Source organism: Pseudomonas fluorescens (genome assembly GCF_003732425.1).
GTDB lineage: Bacteria > Pseudomonadota > Gammaproteobacteria > Pseudomonadales > Pseudomonadaceae > Aquipseudomonas > Aquipseudomonas fluorescens_BE.
Map to the genome: position 1 here is coordinate 121,114 of NZ_MOBX01000001.1, position 19,494 is coordinate 140,607.

General features: G+C 60.0%; 18 protein-coding genes. 7 read left to right on the plus strand and 11 right to left on the minus strand.

The annotated features are described in order from the left end of the window. Positions 1-49: 49 nt before the first annotated feature. Positions 50-985 carry a drug/metabolite exporter YedA gene (gene yedA, locus BK670_RS00610; RefSeq protein ID WP_123448221.1) on the minus strand — a complete coding sequence of 312 codons (936 nt, stop codon included), beginning with the start codon at positions 983-985 and terminating at the stop codon, positions 50-52. A gap of 163 nt (positions 986-1,148) precedes the next feature. Here yedA and BK670_RS00615 point away from each other — a divergent pair, with 163 nt between their 5' ends. Further along, the gene (locus tag BK670_RS00615; RefSeq protein ID WP_095048752.1) at positions 1,149-1,601 is read left to right on the plus strand and encodes an Lrp/AsnC family transcriptional regulator; all 453 of its coding nucleotides are present in this window, start codon (positions 1,149-1,151) and stop codon (positions 1,599-1,601) included. A gap of 181 nt (positions 1,602-1,782) precedes the next feature. On the opposite strand, the gene BK670_RS00620 is transcribed toward BK670_RS00615, so the two are convergent. Further along, positions 1,783-2,274, minus strand: coding sequence for a BRO-N domain-containing protein (locus BK670_RS00620; RefSeq protein WP_123448222.1), 492 nt, complete (start codon positions 2,272-2,274; stop codon positions 1,783-1,785). Positions 2,275-2,725: 451 nt separating this feature from the next. On the opposite strand from BK670_RS00620, the gene BK670_RS00625 reads away from it, so the two are divergent. After that, a complete protein-coding gene (locus tag BK670_RS00625; RefSeq protein WP_123448223.1) occupies positions 2,726-3,730 on the plus strand; it encodes a hypothetical protein in 1,005 nt (334 codons plus the stop codon). A gap of 237 nt (positions 3,731-3,967) precedes the next feature. On the opposite strand, the gene BK670_RS00635 is transcribed toward BK670_RS00625, so the two are convergent. From BK670_RS00635 to BK670_RS00645, 3 genes are all read right to left on the minus strand, one after another. After that, the gene (locus BK670_RS00635) at positions 3,968-4,573 is read right to left on the minus strand and encodes a 3'-5' exonuclease (protein WP_123448224.1); all 606 of its coding nucleotides are present in this window, start codon (positions 4,571-4,573) and stop codon (positions 3,968-3,970) included. Between the two features lie 22 nt (positions 4,574-4,595). Then, on the minus strand, positions 4,596-5,075 hold the full coding sequence (locus BK670_RS00640) for a LabA-like NYN domain-containing protein (protein WP_007949802.1): 480 nt from the start codon (positions 5,073-5,075) through the stop codon (positions 4,596-4,598). 207 nt (positions 5,076-5,282) lie between these two features. After that, entirely contained in the window at positions 5,283-6,041 is a 759-nt protein-coding gene (locus BK670_RS00645) for a DUF2076 domain-containing protein (protein ID WP_123448225.1), read from the minus strand. Positions 6,042-6,219: 178 nt separating this feature from the next. Here BK670_RS00645 and BK670_RS00650 point away from each other — a divergent pair, with 178 nt between their 5' ends. Further along, on the plus strand, positions 6,220-6,894 hold the full coding sequence (locus BK670_RS00650; protein WP_123448226.1) for a YciC family protein: 675 nt from the start codon (positions 6,220-6,222) through the stop codon (positions 6,892-6,894). A gap of 75 nt (positions 6,895-6,969) precedes the next feature. After that, positions 6,970-8,049, plus strand: coding sequence for an endonuclease/exonuclease/phosphatase family protein (locus tag BK670_RS00655; protein WP_123448227.1), 1,080 nt, complete (start codon positions 6,970-6,972; stop codon positions 8,047-8,049). A 115-nt stretch (positions 8,050-8,164) separates the two neighbouring features. On the opposite strand, the gene BK670_RS00665 is transcribed toward BK670_RS00655, so the two are convergent. The 4 genes from BK670_RS00665 to BK670_RS00685 all read right to left on the minus strand — a co-directional run bounded on the left by BK670_RS00665 (position 8,165) and on the right by BK670_RS00685 (position 12,798). Further along, complete coding sequence (locus tag BK670_RS00665) at positions 8,165-9,001, minus strand: ABC transporter ATP-binding protein (protein ID WP_034153794.1); 837 nt, start codon at positions 8,999-9,001, stop codon at positions 8,165-8,167. Then, positions 8,989-9,792 (minus strand): ABC transporter permease, encoded by an 804-nt coding sequence (locus BK670_RS00670; protein ID WP_123448228.1) that lies wholly within the window; start codon positions 9,790-9,792, stop codon positions 8,989-8,991. Before BK670_RS00670 ends, BK670_RS00665 begins: the two co-directional genes overlap by 13 nt. A 10-nt stretch (positions 9,793-9,802) precedes the next feature. Continuing rightward, on the minus strand, positions 9,803-10,789 hold the full coding sequence (locus BK670_RS00675) for an ABC transporter substrate-binding protein (protein WP_123448229.1): 987 nt from the start codon (positions 10,787-10,789) through the stop codon (positions 9,803-9,805). A gap of 518 nt (positions 10,790-11,307) precedes the next feature. Further along, positions 11,308-12,798 (minus strand): aldehyde dehydrogenase, encoded by a 1,491-nt coding sequence (locus tag BK670_RS00685; protein WP_123448230.1) that lies wholly within the window; start codon positions 12,796-12,798, stop codon positions 11,308-11,310. Between the two features lie 220 nt (positions 12,799-13,018). Between BK670_RS00685 and BK670_RS00690 the strand changes: the two genes are divergently transcribed. After that, positions 13,019-13,933 carry a LysR substrate-binding domain-containing protein gene (locus BK670_RS00690; protein WP_123448231.1) on the plus strand — a complete coding sequence of 305 codons (915 nt, stop codon included), beginning with the start codon at positions 13,019-13,021 and terminating at the stop codon, positions 13,931-13,933. 89 nt (positions 13,934-14,022) lie between these two features. On the opposite strand, the gene hrpB is transcribed toward BK670_RS00690, so the two are convergent. After that, positions 14,023-16,542: an ATP-dependent helicase HrpB gene (hrpB, locus tag BK670_RS00695; protein WP_123448232.1), complete on the minus strand. Its 2,520-nt coding sequence runs from the start codon at positions 16,540-16,542 to the stop codon at positions 14,023-14,025. A 364-nt stretch (positions 16,543-16,906) separates the two neighbouring features. On the opposite strand from hrpB, the gene BK670_RS00700 reads away from it, so the two are divergent. Both BK670_RS00700 and BK670_RS00705 read left to right on the plus strand, forming a co-directional pair. After that, entirely contained in the window at positions 16,907-17,326 is a 420-nt protein-coding gene (locus BK670_RS00700) for a hypothetical protein (protein WP_007909665.1), read from the plus strand. A 12-nt stretch (positions 17,327-17,338) separates the two neighbouring features. Further along, on the plus strand, positions 17,339-18,247 hold the full coding sequence (locus tag BK670_RS00705) for a cation diffusion facilitator family transporter (RefSeq protein ID WP_123448233.1): 909 nt from the start codon (positions 17,339-17,341) through the stop codon (positions 18,245-18,247). Here BK670_RS00705 and BK670_RS00710 read toward each other — a convergent pair. Next, the gene (locus BK670_RS00710; protein WP_123448234.1) at positions 18,241-19,305 is read right to left on the minus strand and encodes a DUF6515 family protein; all 1,065 of its coding nucleotides are present in this window, start codon (positions 19,303-19,305) and stop codon (positions 18,241-18,243) included. The two genes, BK670_RS00705 and BK670_RS00710, sit on opposite strands and share 7 nt — an antisense overlap. Positions 19,306-19,494 lie beyond the last annotated feature (189 nt).

The window sequence follows — 19,494 nt, forward strand, 5'->3', positions numbered from 1 at the left end:
AATTCAGCGCAGTTGTGCGACACGAGTGTGCAATGCCGCGCAGTTTACCCTAATTCGCGCGCTGTTCCGCTGGAACGGCTGGCGGCGCTACGACTGGCGGTTGTGCTGGCCGGCGCCACTGCGGCAGGCCAATCAGCACCACGGCGCTGATGATCACCAGCATCGCCAAGGCTTCTTCGATACCGATGGTCTCGCCGACAAACACAATCCCCAGCAACACCGCGACCGCCGGGTTGACGTAGGCATAACTGGTCGCCGCCGCCGGACGCACGTGTTTGAGCAGGTACATGTAGGAGTTGAAGGCGATGATCGAGCCAAAGAAGATCAGATACGCCAGCGCCAGCCAGCCTTCAATCGGCGGCACGGCTTGCAGGTGTTCACCACTCGCGGCGCTACCGATCAGCAGCACCACACCGCCGACCAGCATCTCCACCGCACTGGCCATCGCGCCTTGGGGCAACGGCAGATGTTTGCTCCACACCGAGCCGAACGCCCAGGTCGCCGCCGCAAAAATCAGCAACGCCGCGCCCATCGGACTCGATTGCAGGTTGGAGCCCATGTTGAGCATGGCAATGCCGATAATCCCCAACGCCACCCCGGCCCACTCCAGCCGAGTGTTACGCGCGCCCCAGAAATAGCCGCAGAGCAAAGTGAACAACGGCACCGTCGCCACCGCCAACGCTGCAACACCGGAAGCCACCCCCGTGTGCTCGGCCACGCTCACCGCGCCGTTACCGAAACTTAGCAGCAAAATGCCGATGATCCCCGCCGCTTTCCACTGCGCCCAGGTCGGCGCCGGTGCCCCGCGCCAGCGCAGGAAGGCGTACATCAACGTGCCGGCGATCACGAAGCGCACCCCGCCGAGCATCAGCGGCGGCCAGTACTCGACACCGATGCGGATCACCAGATAGGTCGATCCCCAAATCACATACAGCGCGAAAAACGCGGCGATCAACGGCAAGGAAAAACGGCGCAAGGCAGGCATGGGCAGCTCGAAAGTCAGGCTCAGGGGATGGATTATTCTAGAAAGGCCGACGGGCAAAAATAAGCTACAAAACCTGTTTATAGCGCCGGTACACTTTGGAAATCACGGAGATCGGTGGGATAAACCGCGATTTCGAAAGTCTGGCATTTTCTGGAGTCCGGCCTTGGACAAATACGACCGCATGCTGCTCAGCGCCCTGTTGGAAAACGGTCGAGCGTCCTACGCTGACCTCGCGCGCAAAGTGAACCTCTCCGCCCCCGCCGTCGCCGAGCGCGTCGCCAAGCTTGAGGCAGCCGGGGTGATCACCGGGTATGAGGCGAAAATCGACCTGTCGAAAATCGGCCTGCCGATCCAGTGCATGATCGAACTGCGCCTGCACCAGAACGGCAGCCAGAAGGTCTACGACGAACTGGTGAAAATCCCGCAACTGACCGAGTGCTTCCGAGTGACAGGCGATCCGTGCGTGATGATGAAGGCCGCGGTGGGATCGATGACGGAGCTGGAGGAGTTGATCAATCGGGTGGCGAAGTTCGGCTTCAGCAAGACCTCGATTGTGCTGTCGAGCGCCATCGAAAAGCGCGTGCCTTTAGGCCACATCGAAAGCAACGGCAAATAGTTCAGCCCACCACAAATCCCCTGTAGGAGTGAGCCTGCTCGCGATGGCGGCGCATCAGTCGAAACAAATGTTGACTGACGCACCGTCATCGCGAGCGGGCTTAGAGTTGTTTCGCCTAATCAGAAATCAGTCTTCCAATTCTGAAATCAACAAGAGCCCTTCATCTGTAGCTCGCATCTTCCTAAGTCAACACATACGGCATGTCTCGCATGCGTATCCATGGCTCATTGCGCCAATGCAGAAGCCTCAACGTTTCCCCGGCACACATAATCAAGCGCAGATGTGGATCTGGAACTGACTTCGAATTCTGACGGAGCATTGGCACAACCTGGTGGGTCAGCCAACGACGCAGATGACGGTTCTCTGGGGAATAGTGATAAACCAGCATTGCGTAAACCCCTGACTCGCTCAGCATCAAAAACTCTTGAACGCCATCATTACCTGCCAGATGCATCATCTGCCGCTGATCCTCATCCAGCTTGAGCACTTGCCGCGCATTGATTTCCAGCCCCATCAGACGACCGATGTCTCGAGCACAGAACCAAGCCTCTGCATGTTGCAGAGTAGCCCGCAGTTGAATGTGATGACGGATGAACAATTGGGGTTGTATGAGCGGCTCACGAGGGATTGCTGAACCGAAATTTTCTGAGTGCGTGGGGACAACCTTGACCATGACAAATCTCCTTAAAACATCGGAGCTGCCCGCATCACTTGCAGATGATGGGTGGCAGCTGTGCGCGGGTCTGCAAGACCGAGTAGGAGACCTCGGCAGACCCGAAGGTCTCCCGCACACAGCTACCATAAATCGATAGTCGCTAATTGAAGCGACGCGATTATAGGTTTGCCAGTGGTCTCCTAACAAACTATCGGCGGGCTTGCAGTCCCGATCGCTGAATTTGCAGCGACGCACAGAGGTTAACGGTGGGGTTATCTGGGCTCAAGACAGATTCCCCCTAAACTTCAGTAGGATGCTTCGCCCAACCATACACATAACTAAACAACCCGATTACACGAGACTTTTGGTCGATGGACGCCACCCAGCGCAGCAGCTAATGTCCTGACTATGCAGAGAATCGGTCTGTCTCAAAAAATAAAGCCCCGATACAAATGAGAGGAACTCAGGAATGACTTGGAAGGGAACCCTACGCTCAATGCAGGCGTCAGCCAGGAGAGCTGAGCGCAACTCGAAGCGGCGCCAACGCGAATTGCAGATACGTCAGAAAGAATTCGCAAAAATGGAGGCTCTTGAGCAGGCCGCGTACGAAGTTGAGGTCTACGAAAACCACATAGATTTGTTGCTGTCTGTGCATAAAGACTGTGGCGAGAGGATCGACTGGAGTGAGTTCGCAAATCAACCGCCACCGATTAAACCCGAAGCGCTCAATACCCATGAAAACCAGGCAAGGGCAAAACAATCCAGTTATAAGCCTGGTTTCTTTGCGCGCGCCTTGAAACTTGAGGCCAGGCAACGCAAAAAAATTGAATTAGCCATTCAAGCAGCGGTTGCCAAAGATACGCAGCAGTTGGCTCAAGAATTAAGCGAGTGGGAAGCGCAGTATCAGGATTGGAAAGTAGATCACGAGCTTGCGTTGGGAATACTCGCTGGTAATGCCCAATCGAAAATTGATGCAGTCCTGCGAGTGGATCCGTTCACGGACATTTCGCACTTGGGCACGTCAATTAATTTCTCGGTTGCCGAAACCGGCATTCTCGAATGCACACTCTCGGTACACGGCATCAAAGTGATCCCTCAAGAAATCAAGTCGCTACTACAGAGTGGAAAACTATCCGTAAAAAAAATGCCGATCAGCAAATTCAATGAGCTGTTACAGGACTACGTATCCAGCTGTGTTTTGCGCGTAGGCCAGGAACTGCTGAGTATTCTTCCCGAACGACTCGTCATTGTTACGGCGGTTGACTCTCTTCTCAACTCCGCAACCGGCCATCTCGAAGATCAGCCGATCCTCAGCGTCGCGCTTGCACGCGAGACGCTATTCAAACTCAACATGCAAAGCATCGATCCATCCGACTCGATGAAGAACTTTGTACACACGATGAATTTCAAGAAAACAACCGGATTTATGCCGGTGGACAAGGTTGATAGTCAACAATTCGCCAGTCTTGCCTGACGCGAAAAGATCGCAGCCTTCGGCAGCTCCTAGACCTCGATTGTGTTTTCGAGCGCGATGGAGACGCGCGTGCCGGTCGGCCACATCGAAAGCAACGGCAAATCCTGAGGACAATGATTGCCCCTGTGGGAGCGAGCCTGCTCGCGAAAGCGGTGTATCAGACAACATCAATGTTGAATGAAAAACCGTATTCGCGAGCAGGCTCGCTCCCACAGGGGTTCTGTGTTGGATTGGGGATCAGCGGTAGCGCTGCAGGTGTTCGCTGACTTTGGCCGCCGGGACTTTCTGCAATTTGCACAGCAGGTCGTGCGATAGCTCGCTGACGCCGTGCTTGTGCCGTAACTCTTCCGCCAAATGCGCCATCAGGTTGGCCGCCATCTCGGCATCGGCCATGGCCCGGTGAGCCTGACCTGTATGCGGCAGGCGCGCGAATGTGGTCAGGGTGCCGAGCTTGTGATTCGGCGCCGTGGGCATCAACCGGCGGGCCAGCAGCAGCGAACAGGCAAAGTTCTGCAACCGCGTGCGCTTGATCCGCCCCAGTTCAAAGTCCCAGAACTTCTGGTCGAACGAGGCGTTGTGCGCCACCAGCGGCGTGCAGCCGACAAACTCGTTAACCTCATTCATCACCTGTTCCGCCGACGGCGCGGTGCGCAGCATGGCGTTGCTGATGCCAGTCAGTTGCTCGATAAACGCCGGGACGCGTACGCCGGCGTTCATCAGGCTCTGGTAACGCTCGACGATGCGGCCGTTTTCCAGCATGACCACGGCGATTTCCGTGGCGCGGCAGTTGCTGTTCGGCGACAGGCCAGTGGTTTCAAAGTCGATGACTGCAATGCGTTCCAAACCGGGTTGTACTCCGTTCAAATCAATTCTTCAGTAGCAGCGCGCCTTCGATCGGCACGTAACGGCTGGCGGCGCGGATCAACGAGTTGGCGGTCAGGCCGGGCACGCCGTAGGCGACCGCTTGCACACCGTGTTTGCTGATGATGCGCTCGAGCAGCATGTCGAAATCGCCGTCACCGGAAGCCAGGACGATTTCGTCGACGTGGTCGGCGGCGTCCATGATGTCGAGGGTGATGCCCACGTCCCAGTCGCCCTTGGCCGAGCCGTCGCTGCGCTGGATGTAGGGCTTGAGTTTCACGGTGAAACCGAGGTTGCGCAGGATCTGCTGGAACTGCTGCTGTTTGCTGTCGCCACGGTCGATCGCGTAGGCGTAGGCCTCGACGATCTGCCCGTCCTTGCTGATGTCCGCCCACAATGCGGCGTAGTTGAAGTGACAACCATAGGCCTGACGCACGGTGTAGTAGAGGTTCTGCACGTCGGCGAACACTGCGATTTTTTTCACCGGAGTTCCTGTGGGCGCGCAAGCGCACGAAGCGGGATCAGGCGCAGGGCCCGAAAAAGGCGCTCAGTATGCCAGTAAAAGGCAGTGTGGCGAGGGAGCTTGCTCCCGCTGGACTGCGCAGCAGGCCATTCTTTTTAAAAGAAAGGGCCGCTACGCGCCCCAGCGGGAGCAAGCTCCCTCGCCACAAGGTTCGATGCTGACCGTTGGTCAGACGAAGGAGTCGTCGTCATCGAAGAACGATGAGTTGTCGTCGCTGTAGTCGGTGTCGGTGAACCCGCTCTGATCATTGCCAGAGAAGCCGTTATCGGCCACACGCTGATCATCGCCCCAGCCGTTGTTGCTCTGGTCGGCGACCTGCGCCGGCTCTTCCTTGATCACTTCAACGATTTCTTCCGGCTGCTGATTGTGATGGAACAGGCTGCTGATGCCCTGCGCCAGCATCACGCCACCGGCCACACCGGCAGCGGTTTTCAAGGCGCCGCCAAGGAAGCTGCTGCCCGCCGCCGGAGCCGCTTGCTGCGCATAGTTAGGCGGCGGCGCAGCGAAGTTCTGTTGGGGCGCCGGGGCCGCGTAATTCTGCTGCGGGGCCGGTTCACGCCAGCCGCCGGTCGACGCCGGGGCGGCACTCTGAGTTGGCGCCGGACGCGCGCTGCCGCCAAAGATGCTCGACAGGAAACCACCGCCGCTGCTTGGCGCCGGTGCAGCACTCTGCGCCTTGGCCGACTGCAACTCAGCCTGCAAGCGCTGGACTTGCTGAGTCAGTTGCTTGTTCTGCTCGTCGAGGCTCTTGAGCGCAGCCTCTTGCACCAGAATCGCCTGGGTCATGAAATAACCTGCCGCTGGCTGGCGGGTCAGGTGTTCCTTGATCCGCGCCTCAGCCTGGGCGTCGCGCGGGGCTGCCTCCGTTTCGGCCTGTTGCAGCCGGGAAAACAGTCCATCGATCAGGGTTTGCTCTTCGCTGTTCATGGCGACCTCGTAGATTGCCGGGGATAACATTGCCCTCGCCCACTGTAGGCAAGGTGCTCTCCCGTAATGGAGACAGTGACAGGATGTTTCAATGACCTTTACCGAATGTTTACGTTTGTGTCGCCCCCGCCATCATCGGTTAAAGTGAGCCACTGTTTTCGACCTGCGATACCGACTGATGAATGCCCTCGAAGTACTGCGCGACTCTCTGTATTTTTTCAAACGCCATTTGGGCAGCATCGTGCGGTTGTGCCTGCCGCTGGTGATTTTCGAAGCGTTCCTGCAACAAATGGTCGATCACGCCAGCGGCCCGGAAAACATCTCGGCGATCAGTATCGTCGTCGGTCTGCTGGTGTATCCGCTGTACACCGCGGCGCTGATCCTGTTCCTTGATGCGCGCAGCCGTGGCGAGGCGCCGCGCAACCGTGATCTGTTGGCGATGGCCGCTACCCTGTGGCCGCGTTTCGCCCTGCTCACCGCGTTGAACACCTTGCTGATTCTGCTGGGTCTGTCGCTGTACTTCCTGCCGGGCCTGATGCTGATGGTGATGCTCGCGTTCGGCGAATACTTGCTGGTGTTGCGTGGCATGGGGCCCCTGCAGGCGATGAAGGAAAGCCTGCGCCTGACCCGCGGACATTTCTGGCGGATCCTGCTGTGCATTCTCTGCGTCATGACGCCGTTGTGGTTGCTCAAAGGCGCGACGCTGGCGGTGTACCCCGAGCCGCAAAACCCGGTGATCGCGATACTGATCGACAGCGCTCACAGCTTCCTGCAACTGTTCACCAGTGTGGTGTTGTTCCGCCTGTTCATGCTGATCAGCGAATTGCCTGACAAACGTGACAGAGCAATCTGACCGCTCTGCGCTTGGGCTTCGAGACGGCCGTCAGGTATGCTCGGGGCCACTTTCTGTAACGCTATAAGCCGAGCCATGACCCGTCTACTGCGCTACACCCTGTTGCTTGTCGTGCTCGCCATCGTCCTGATCGGCGGGCTGCTGTTCAGCCTGACCTGGCGCCCCGACGCCCGCGAAACCCTGCCGGTCAGCTGCACCGGAACGCCACCGACACTGGTGCCGGGGCAGGCGCTGAAAGTCATGACCTGGAACGTGCAGTACCTCGCCGGCAAACGTTACGTGTTCTGGAATGATCTGGCCCAGGGCAACGATGAAACACCGACCCTGGAAGACATGGCCTTCAGCCTCGACGAAGTGGCGCGGGTGATCCGCGATGAGCAGCCCGATGTGGTGCTGTTGCAGGAACTCGATGACGGCGCCAAGGCCAGCGACTATCAGAACCAGCTCAAGCTGCTGCAGGAACGGGTCGCCGACCTGTATCCGTGCAGCGCCAGTGCGTTCGACTGGAAAGCCGAATTTGTCCCCGATCCGCATATTTACGGCAGCGTCGGCCGACAACTGGCGACCCTGAGCCGCTACCGCATCGAACACGCCGAACGCCTGCAATTGCCGGTCGCTGCGGCCAATATCATCAGCCGTCAATTCCAGCCAAAAGACGCCCTGCTCGCGACCAAACTGCCCTTGAGTGATGGCGGGCAACTGACCGTGTTCAACACGCATCTGGAGCGTGCCAGCCAACCGGACGACACCTTGCAGGCGCAAGTGAGCGCAGTCGCCAAGGTGCTCGACAAGTACGAGGGCCAGGGCCTGCCGTGGTTGATCGGTGGCGACTTCAACCTGTTGCCGCTCGGCCAGTATCGTCGTCTCCCCGCCGAACAGCGCACGCCCTACTCCGTCGACAGCGAACTGCATCTGCTGTGGGACAAGTACCCGATGATCCCGACCAACAACGAAGCCAGTGGTATCGACCGTGCACAGTGGCTGACCCACTACCCCAACGACCCCGGCCTGAATGGCCCGGATCGTACGGTCGACTATCTGTTCTACAGCCCGAAAATCAAGCGGGTCGAAGCGAAGGTGCGCCAGGACGATACGTTGCGCATTTCCGATCACCTGCCGGTGATTGCACGCTTCCTCCTGCCCGCCGCTCCGTAATTCCTGTAGGAGTGAGCCTGCTCGCGATAGCGCCGTATCACGCAACAGAGACGGCGACTGACACTACGCCATCGCGAGCAGGCTCACTCCTACAAGGTTCGGTGTCGGCCCAGATTCAGTGCACTTCTTCCAGGTCGTCATGCAGCAGTCCGAAGATCTGCCGTTTCATGTCGATGAACGAGCGCTCCATGACCATGTCCAGTGAGCGCGGACGCTCGATCGGCACATCGAGAATCTGTTTGATACGCCCCGGTTTGGCGCCCATCACGTAGACACGGTCGCCGAGCAGAATCGCTTCGTCGATGTCATGGGTGACGAACAACACGGTCTTCTTGCTGTTGCCCCAGACCCGCAGCAACAACTGCTGCATCTGCAGACGCGTCTGGCTGTCGAGCGCGCCGAACGGTTCGTCCATCAGTAGAATTTGCGGGTCATTGGCCAGCGCTCGGGCAATCGCCACGCGCTGCATCATCCCGCCCGACAGCTGCTTGGCGTAGTTGTCGGCGAACCCGGCGAGGCCGACTTCGTTGACGTAGTAATCGACAATCTCCTTGCGCCGCGCCGCCGGCATGCCCCGGCGCTTGAGGCCGAACTCGACGTTCTGCCGCACGGTCAGCCACGGGAACAGTGTGTAGCTCTGAAAGACCATGCCGCGATCCGCGCCGGGGCCTTGCACTTGCTGACCACCGACGTAGATCTCGCCGGAGGTCGGCTCAGCCAGCCCGGCAGTCAGGTACAACAGGCTCGACTTGCCGCAGCCCGATGGCCCGACCAGCACAGCAAACTGCTGATCCGGCACTTCGAACGACACTTCCTCCAGCGCCGTAAACGTGCCGCCGTCAGGTTTCTTGTAACGCAGGCTGACCTTGTCCACCTGCAAGCGCGGCGCCGCTTGCGCCGGGGTTGCGACGGGTTCGATGAAACGATGATTGGCAGCAGTCACTGAGCCCATGCGGCAATCCTCAGGCGGAGAAAACGGAACAGTTGATCGGTGACCAGACCGAGCAGGCCGATAATCGCGATGGCGAGGAAAATCACGTCGACCTGAAAACCGCGCATGGCTTTCAGACTCAAGTAACCCAAACCGCTCGAGGCGGCGACCAGTTCAGCTACTACCAGATAGGTCCAGGCCCAGCCCATGGTCACCCGCAACGTGTCGAGTACACCCGGCACTGAGGCGGGCGCTATCACATGCAACACCGCATCGCGGCGGTTGGAACCCAAGGTGTAAGAAGCGTTGATCAAATCCTTGGAAATGCCCTTCGACACATCAGCGATCATCACCAGTTGCTGGAAGAACACGCCAAAGATAATCACCGACACCCGCTGTTCCAGACCGATGCCGATCCACAAAATGAACAGCGGCACGAACGAGGTCACCGGCAGGTAGCGAATGAAGTTCACCAGCGGTTCAAGAAACGCCTGGACGATGCGGAAGCTGCCCATCAGCAACCCCAACGGCACCGCCACCAGCGACGACACAATGAAGCCGACCATCACCACTTCGACACTCGCCCACACATGCGTGCCGAGCGTGCCATCACGGCTCAGGCGCACGGCGGCCTCAACCACCGCACCCGGCGTCGGCAAGAACATCCCCGGCACGATGCCGCCATAAGAAAGCCCGGCCCACAGGCCAACCAACAACACCCAGGCCAGACCGCTGGCGCTCCACACCACTTGCACCGGCAATGCGGTTTTCGGTGTGAGGCTGCGGCTCAGCCACGAATTGCGCTTGAACATTGCAAGCCTCCTAGAGCGGGCTGACAAAACGGTTGTCGACCAGCTCGTCGTTGCTGACGTTGTAAGGTTTGCCCTGCAATTCGCTGGCCGTTTCGTTGGCCAGTTTGATCAGCGGCGCGCTGTCACCCGGTTTGCCCGGTGAGCCCAGGAGTTTCTCGCTCATGGCTTGATCGTAGAAGCGCACGCCTTGTGCGGCAGCGGCCAGTTCCTTCGGATCGGACAGATAGCCGCCGACACCTTTGGCCATGATCCTGTAAGCGTCTTCCGGGTGATCTTTGGTGTACTGCACGGCTTTGTACAAACCGGCGACCAGCGCCTTGACGTCCTCGGGCTGCTTCTCGATAACACTGCAATTGAGCGCGACCACATCGACGATCACGCCGGGAGTGCTGCTGCTGTCGATCAACACTTTACCCTGCTGCTTGTTGCGGACCATCGACAGGTGCGGTTCCCAGGTCACGGCGGCAGGCACGCGACCGGCGATGAACGCGGTGGCGGCATCGTCAGCGGTCATGTTCTGCACGGTGATGTCGCTCATCTTCATACCGTTCTTTTTCAGCAGGTACGAGAGCCAGAACTGCGAGGTCGAACCCTCGTTGACCGCCACGGATTTGCCTTTGAGCTCTTGCAGGCTTTTCACATCCTTGCCGACCAGCACGCCGTCACCGCCATGGCTGTCATCCAGCGCCGCGACGGCTTTGAAGCAGAACTGCGGGCGGTATTTGAGTATCTCGTCGATGGTCGACGCCGAGCCGGACAGTTGCCCGGACGCCTGCGCCGCCATGTACATCGAGGCCTCTTCAACCACTGGCAATTCGACGGTCAGACCGTTTTCCTTGAAGTAGCCCAAGTCTTGCGCCAGATAGAGGGTGCCGTAGCCGACCCACGTGGTGTGGCCGATGGACAGGGTGCCGGCCTGAGCGCTGGTCGCGACCGTGGCGGCAAGGGCGGTGATTGCCAGAGGATGAGTGAGACGAATACACAAGGACTTGATCATGGAGCACTCCCGACGCTGTTGATTTAGTTTTGTCATGGGCAGTACGGTCGCCGGCCGTTGTGCAGTTGCTGCCGTTGGTCTCTTGCGGACACTTGGGCGGACAACATTCGGCTGGCGGGCAAGATCGATGGTGGCCCATGTGCGCGGTGAGGAAAATCAGGAAATTGTTGGCTGCAAATGATGAAAAAACTGGGTAGTGCGCACTGCTAACGGGCGGGGATTGCCGAGGTGCGCAAGGTGGGTGCAGATCGCGGATTTTCTGTGGCTGGGAGAATGCCATCGCTGGCAAGCCAGCTCCCACAGGGATCGCGAGTGTGCTCTGGATTTGCGTACACCACTAAAAACTGTAGGAGTGAGCCTGCTCGCGATGGCGTCAGGTCAGTCGATAACCTGGCTGCCTGAGCCACCGCTATCGCGAGCAGGCTCACTCCTACAGGGATCTCGGGTGTGCTGCGGTTTTTTTGGATACCACCAAACCCTGTGGGAGCTGGCCTGCCAGCGATAAGGGCGACTCGGTGTCAGCGCAACTGGAACCAGGTAGTTTTCAGTTGGGTGTATTTGTGGAACGAGTGCAGCGACAGATCCCGGCCAAAACCCGATTGCTTGCCGCCGCCAAACGGCACGGTCACATCCAGCGCATCCACCGTGTTGACCGACACCGTACCCGCGCGCAACTGCCGCGCCACGCGGTGTGCGCGGTTGAGGTCATCGGTCCACAGCGACGCAGCCAGTCCGTACACGCTGTCATTGGCCAGCCGTATGGCCTCGGCCTCATCATCGAACGGCATCACCGCCAGCACCGGCCCGAATACCTCTTCGCGAAACAGCGGCATGTCCGCGGTGACGCCGGTGAAAATCGTCGGCTCAATGAAGTTGTCCGACCCGTTGAAGCGCCGCTGCTGACCGCCACAAACCTGCGTCGCCCCCGACTGCTCGGCGCTGCGAATGAAGCGCATGATGCTCGCCGTTTGCTGGTGGTCAACGATGGCGCCAGCGCTGCTTTGGGGATCCAGCGGATCACCCGGCAGCCAACGCTCGGCCTGCGCTTTCAGGCGTTCGACGAACGCATCATGAATCGAACGCTGCACCAGCAAGCGCGAGTTGGCCGAGCAGACTTCGCCCTGATTGAAGAAGATCCCGAACGCCGCTTTCTCCGCCGCCAGATCCAGATCCTGACAATCGGCGAACACCAGGTTGGCGCTCTTGCCACCGCACTCCAGCCACACCTGCTTGAGATTCGACTGCGCGGAATACTGCATGAAATATTTGCCGACCTGGGTCGAGCCGGTGAACACCAGACAATCGACATCCGTGTGCAAACCCAACGCCTTGCCAGTCTGCTCGCCAAGCCCCGGCAACACGTTGAGCACACCCGGAGGCAACCCTGCTTCCAGCGCCAGCTCGGCCAGACGCAACGCCGAAAACGGTGACTGCTCGGCCGGTTTGAGGATCACTGAATTGCCCGCCGCCAACGCCGGCGCAAGCTTCCACGCCGCCATGTCCAAGGGGAAATTCCACGGCACCACAGCGGCCACCACCCCCAGAGCTTCACGGGTAATCGTCGCCAGCACATTCGGTGCACTGGGTGCGACCTGATCGTAAAGTTTGTCGATAGCTTCGGCGTACCAGCGGAACACCCCGGCGGCGCCCGGGACATCGATGTTGTAGGCGTCCATCACCGGTTTGCCCATGTTCAGCGAGTCGAGCAGCGCCAGTTCTTCGCGATGCGTCATCAGCAAATCAGCCAGACGCAGCAGCACTAGCTTGCGCTCGGCCGGAGAGCGTTGCGACCACGTACCCGCCTCGAACACTTGTCGCGCATTGCGTACTGCTGTGTCGACATCCTCCACGTCACACGCCGCGACATTGGCCAGACACTCGCCAGTCGCGGGATTGATCGCGGCAAACGTCTGCCCCGATTGCGCGGCGCAATGCTTGCCGTCGATCACGGCCTGGTCGGGAAACTTCAATGCAACGGCACGGCGCTGCCACTCTGCAAGCTCGAACACGACGGATGCTCCTGGAGGTTATTGTCCATCGATGGTCGCTCAGCCTCGCAGGCGCTAAAAATAGTAAAAATGTCTTCGCAGGCAATAAAAACACTGGGCAATGACTTCCCCCAAATGCTGCGTGGGTGGCTATGGTTGAGGGATAAGAACATCGTCGCGCAACGGACGTGGCGGCGCACAAATTGCTTGGAAGTCGAGACCGCTCGTCCTGAGGTTTGCCGTGGCCGCCTACAATTTGCGTCAGCTGAAATACTTCATCACCACCGTCGAATGCGGCAGCGTTGCCGAGGCCTCGCGCAAGCTGTACATCGCGCAGCCGGCGATTTCCACGGCGATCAAAGCGCTGGAAGACAGCTTCGCCGTACAGCTGCTGATCCGCCATCACGCCCAAGGGGTTTCCCTCACACCGAGCGGCGCACGCTTCTTGCGCAAGGCTCAGGAACTGCTGCGCATGGCCAAGGAGTTCGAGCAGAACGCCCTCGCCGACAACGACGTAGTCGCCGGGCAGATCGATATCGGCTGTTTCGAAACGGTTGCGCCGTTGTACTTGCCGCAATTGATCGCCGGGTTTTCGGCGCTGTACCCGGGGGTTCAAATCCGCATCCGCGACGGCGAACAGCAGGAGCTGGTGCAAGGCCTGACCTCGGGTGCGTTCGATCTGGTGATCCTTTACGAGCATGAACTCGACGCGACCATTCAGACCGAACCGCTGATGCCAGCGCAACGGCCCTATGCGCTGTTGCCGGCGGATCATCGTTTTGCCCAGTACAAGCAGGTTTCGCTAAGGGACCTGTGTCTGGATCCGATGATCCTGCTCGATGTGCAGCCGAGCCGGACCTACTTTGTCAGCCTCTTCGAAGAACTGGGCCTGACGCCACGCATCGAGTTCAGCTCGCCGTCGATCGAGATGGTGCGCGGGATGGTCGGCCAGGGTTTCGGCTTTTCGATTCTGGTGACCAAACCCCATTCGGAATGCACTTACGATGGCAAGAAAGTCGTGTGCGTGGACATCGTCGAAGACGTCACCGGATCGGGTCTGGTGGCGGCGTGGCTCAAGCGTGGGCAGTTGACCAAACCTGCGCAGTTGTTCGCCGACTATTGCCGCGAACAACTGACGGCCAAGACCCACCTTTAACAGCAAAAAAGATCGCAGCCTGCGGCAGCTCCTACATGAGCAAACTCAATCCCATGTAGGAGCTGCCGCAGGCTGCGATCTTTTGCTCTTCACGTACCACGCGGTTTGGCCCGTGCGGTCGCCTCGGCCACCAACGGATCGTCCGGCCAATAATGCTTCGGATAGCGCCCCTTCAAATCCTTCTTCACCTCGGCATAGGTGCTGCGCCAGAAATTCGCCAGGTCCTGGGTGACCTGCACCGGGCGCCGCGCCGGCGACAGCAGATGCAACTTGACCACCTGCCGCCCGCCGGCAATTCGCGGGGTATCCGCCAGTCCGAACAATTCCTGCAAACGTACTGCGAGGATCGGCGGAAACTCGCTGTAGTCCAGACGAATCGATGATCCCGACGGCACGCTCAGGTGATGCGGTGCCAGCTCATCAAGCTTTTGCGGCAACGGCCACGGCAGCAGGTTACGCACAATGCTCGACAGATCCAGATTGGCAAAATGGCTGAGCCGCGAGACCTTGCCCAGATACGGCATCAGCCAATCTTCGAGGGTAACCAGCAACGTCGCGTCGCTGACGTCCGGCCATTGGCTGTCGCTCTGATTGTTCAATTCCAACTGCCGCAACAACGCCACGCGCGCCTGCCACTGGCGCAGCTCCGGCGTCCACGGCAGTAGCTCCAGACCTTTGCGCCGCACCAGATTGACCAGCGCCTGACTGCGTGCATTTTCATCGAGACCGGTCAGCGGTTCACGGCTGAGAATCAGCTCGCCGACCTTACGCTGACGCTCGGCGCGCAGCACGCCTTCGCGCTCGTCCCAGTCGAGTTGATCGACGTTACGCACTTGTTCGGCGAGCACTGAATCGAACAGCGCCGGGTCGAAATCCGCCGCCAGATAAATGCGTTCTTCGCGCTGGCCCTGACGGCTGCCGAGGTCGGCGATGACGATCCACGGCTCTTTCATCAGGCTGTCGGCTTCGGCGAACAGCGCCGCGCGACCGTTGGCCAGACGATATTCAGCGCCACCGGTACGCCGCTGTTGCGCGACGCGATCGGGATACGCGAGCGCCAACAATGCGCCGAGCCAGCGCGGATGCTCGGGATCGCTGACCGGCTCGCTCGCCTTGCCGCGCAGATAACCGCGATATTGCCGTGCCAGTTGCTTGGCCCGTTGCACCCCACCCTGCGCACCACGGGCGGCGCGTTCTTCGCCGGACAGCAGCACCAATCGACTGTGCAAATCCGCCCCGGCACCGCGCAAAATATCGCGCTCGCCGAGCAACGCGGCGACATCGCACGCCATGTTCGCCAGCCCCAACGCCTGACCGCGCAACAACAAATGACCGATGCGCGGATGCGCGGGCAACTCAGCCATGGCCTGACCGTGAGAAGTCAGCGCCTCACCTTCCAGGGCGCCGAGCCGCTGCAACAAATCCTGCGCCTGGGCATAAGCGGCCGCTGGCGGAACATCCAGCCAGACCAGTTCGCCCGGCGTCACCCCCCAGCGGCCCAGTTGCAGGGCCAGGCTGGCGAGATCCGCCGAGAGGATTTCCGCACTGCCATACGCGGCCAGTTGTTCGTGCTGATCCTGCGACCACAAGCGATAGCAAACGCCCGGCTCCAGACGCCCTGCCCGACCCGCGCGCTGAGTGGCACTGGCCTTGGAAATTCGCTGGGTATCGAGGCGCGTCATGCCGCTGCCGGGATCGAAACGCGGCACCCGCGCCAGCCCGGCATCGATCACCACGCGCACGCCGTTGATGGTCAGACTGGTCTCGGCAATGTTGGTGGCCAGCACCACTTTGCGCTGGCCGGCCGGGGCCGGATCGATCGCCGCGCGTTGCGCATTGAGGTCGAGTTCACCGTGCAACGGGCAGAGCAACACATCACTGCGCTCACCGATCGCGTCGGCCAATTGTTGATGCACACGACGGATTTCCGCCTGTCCCGGCAGGAACACCAACAGGCTACCGCTTTCGTCATGCAGCGCTTCAAGCACGGTTTGAGTGACGCGCTGATCGATATACTCGCCAGGCTGATACGGCCGACCCCAACGCATCGTCACCGGGTACATGCGCCCTTCGCTGCGCAGGATCGGCGCATCATCCAGCAGCCCGGCCAGACGTTCGCCTTCCAGCGTGGCCGACATCAGCAGAATCTTCAGCGGCTGTTCAGCCCGAAACAGCTCGCGACCGTTCAGACTTAACGCCAACGCCAGATCGGCGTCGAGGCTGCGCTCGTGGAATTCGTCGAAAATCAGCAGGCCCACGCCTTCCAGCGCCGGGTCGTCCTGCAAGCGGCGGGTGAGAATGCCTTCGGTGACCACTTCGATACGGGTGTTGGGGCCGACCTTGCTGTCGAGACGGATGCGATAACCGACGGTTTCCCCGACCTTCTCGCCCAACTCACTGGCCAGTCGTTCCGCGGCGGCACGCGCGGCGAGACGGCGCGGTTCAAGCATCAGAATGGTCTGCCCGGCCAGCCAGGCTTCATTGAGCAAGGCCAACGGCACACGGGTGGTTTTACCGGCGCCGGGCGGTGCTTCCAGCACGGCTTCGTGGCGCGTCGCCAAGGCTTCACGCAGGGCGGGTAAAACTTCATCGATTGGCAAAGAATTCATGCTGGCTCCCCAGGGCGTGCCCACAGTAAATTGCGAGTCGCGTTAAAGCTGTGAGCGTGCCAGGCAAGGCGCGGGACGCAGGTAAGGGTCGTTTCCTTGCCAAGTCCCGCAACGCAGCATGGCGCGCTCACAGCTTTAGCCCGGAGGGCCGAACCCCGATAGAATTCATTAGCCTTCACACGGTGTCGATCTGGAGAAAACAACTTCAATCCTCAACGTATTTCGGTAGGGGGTGAGACGAGGCCGCAATTTACTGTGGGCACGCCCTGCCAGCGCCGAGTATAACGGCGAACTGCTTGGCGTTCGTCAGGGTCTTAACTTCACACGACGACGCTTCGTTCTTAGATGAATCAGGAGATTTCCCATGCGCTTACCTTTTCGCCTGATCGGCGGTGTACTGGTCGCCACCCTGCTCACGCAAATCACCGCGTGCGGTTCGATTTTCTACCCGGACCGGCGCGGGCAGATCGACGGCAAGATCGACCCGGCGATTGCCGTGCTCGACGCCGTGGGCCTGCTGTTCTACGTCATTCCCGGGCTGATCGCGTTTGCCGTCGACTTCGCCACCGGTGCGATCTATTTCGAACCGGGCCACACCGCGCAGATCGACCCGGCCAAACTCAAACAAGCCATCGGTCCAGACGGTCAGGTCGATAATCACAAGTTGCAGGCTATTCTCGAAAGCGAGTTGGGCCGAGACTTCCCTCTCGACGATCCACGCCTGATTCAACACAAGGGCAGCACTCAACAACTGGCGATGTTCGGCCTGCAACCTGCCGCTTAAAAAGGACATTCAATGACATCCAGCCCCGAACACGCCCGCCTGCTCAGGCTGGCGACCCGCGCCTCGGTGGCGGTGGCGTGCACCCTGATCATCGCCAAAGCCATCGCCTGGTGGCTCAGTGGTTCGGTGAGCATGCTCGCCGGCCTCACCGACTCGGCACTGGATGGCGTCACTTCGCTGCTGAATCTGCTGGCGGTGCATTACGCGCTGCGCCCGGCCGATGACGATCACCGTTATGGCCACGGCAAGGCGGAATCGCTGGCGGGGATGGCGCAGGCGCTGTTCATTGGCGGCAGCGCGGTATTGATCGCGTTTCAGGCCTATGAGCGCATCCAGCAGCCGGAACCGCTTGGCGCGCCATGGATCAGCATTGGCGTGATCATTTTCTCATTGTTGCTGACGGTGGCCTTGCTGGTGCTGCAGCATCGAGTGATCAAGCAGACCGGTTCCAACGCCGTGCGTGCCGACTCACTGCATTACCGATCCGACCTGTTACTCAACGGCAGTATTCTGGTGGCGCTGGTGTTAGCCGGGTTCGGCTGGCATCAACTGGATGCCTGGTTCGGACTCGGCATTGCCGCCTACATTCTGTGGAGTGCGATCCAGATCGCCCGGGAAAGTTTTTCGGTGCTGATGGATGAGGAACTGCCCACCGACGTCAGCCAGCACATGCTCGAACTGGCCTGCGGTGTGCCGGGGGTATTGGGCGCGCATGACTTGCGCACGCGGATCTCCGGCAACCATTGGTTCGTGCAGTTGCATCTGGAGTTGCCGGGGGAATTGACCCTGTCAGTGGCGCACGGCATCAGCGACCAGGCCGCCGATGCCATTCACCAGGCCTACCCGCGGGCCGAAGTGCTGGTGCACGCCGACCCGCAGGAAGTGGTCAAGTCAGAGCAGGCGCAAACCCGGCTTCAGTAACTGACCTGATAACCGCGACTGCTCAGGCAATTGCCCTGAGCCTGACGGTACGCCTGAACCACTTCGGGCGCCGGCTGATAGGTCGCGGTGCGCGGGTCAAAACCGCTTTGCTGCACGGCGTATTGGTAGCACTGATAACCGTCCTGCTGAACCTGCTCCGGGGACTGACCGTTGGCCGGATACGCCTCGACGTCATAACCCTGGGATTGCGGCTGCGGTTGCGGCGGTTGCTGCACCGGCGGCTCGACCACTACGTAATCCTGGGTAGATTCTTCATACGCATAGTAGGAACCGGCAGCGAGGAACAGCAGCGCACCGCCGATCCACACTTCACGGGCGTAGTCCGGCAGGTACTGGGTCCGAATCCCTCGTGGCGGCTGCACGACGATGTAGCGCGGACCTTGCGGGCGATACCAGTAACCGCCGGAATAGAAGTAATCCTGGCCGCGATACGGCACGCGGTATTCGCGATCCGGGAAACGGTCGATCACATGCCCCGGGCGATATTGCGGGCCTGGGCCCCAACCGTTGCCGTGCCCGTCCGGGCGGCCCGGCCAGCGGTTGTCGTTGGGCCGGTTGCCGGTTTGCCATTGCTGGTTGTGGTAACCATTCTGCGGGCGCTCGTCGCGGTAGTAACCCTGACGCGGTTCCTGAGTCTGGCGCACGGTGTCGGGCCGTGGCTGAATCGGCAAACTGTTGGCCGGCAGTTGTGGCGGCGGTGGCGGCTGGCGCACCGGGTTGGGGTTGTACGCCGGACGGTTCTGGTCGTGGTTTTGCCACTGACCGTTATTGTTGTGCTGTTGGCCGTTGTGCTCGAATTGGCGACTGTTATCGCCACGAATGATTTCGTTGTTCTGCGGCCGAGGCTGATTCTGCGGCGGCTGATTTTGCGGGCGCGGCTGATTGTTGCCGCCATGGCCCTGATTATTGCCCTGATGTTCCGGCCCGCGACCACCGCCGTTGGGGCTGCGGCTTTCGGGATCGTCGGCTAGCGCTTGTGCACCGACGCACACACACAGCAAACCAACACCGGCCAGCTGCCAGATGCGCGACTTCATGAAATTCCTCACTGCGGGTTAGGGCCTATCACTAAGACCGGGAACATACACATCCGGTTCTGCAACAGGTTATCAGTCACGCAACTTATTTATTGAGCAAGACATGCCTGTGCGCAAAAAACGCAGGCAAGAAAAAAGGGAGACCCGTCGGCCTCCCTTCTAGAGAACTTCGTCCTGGCTCGACGCTTT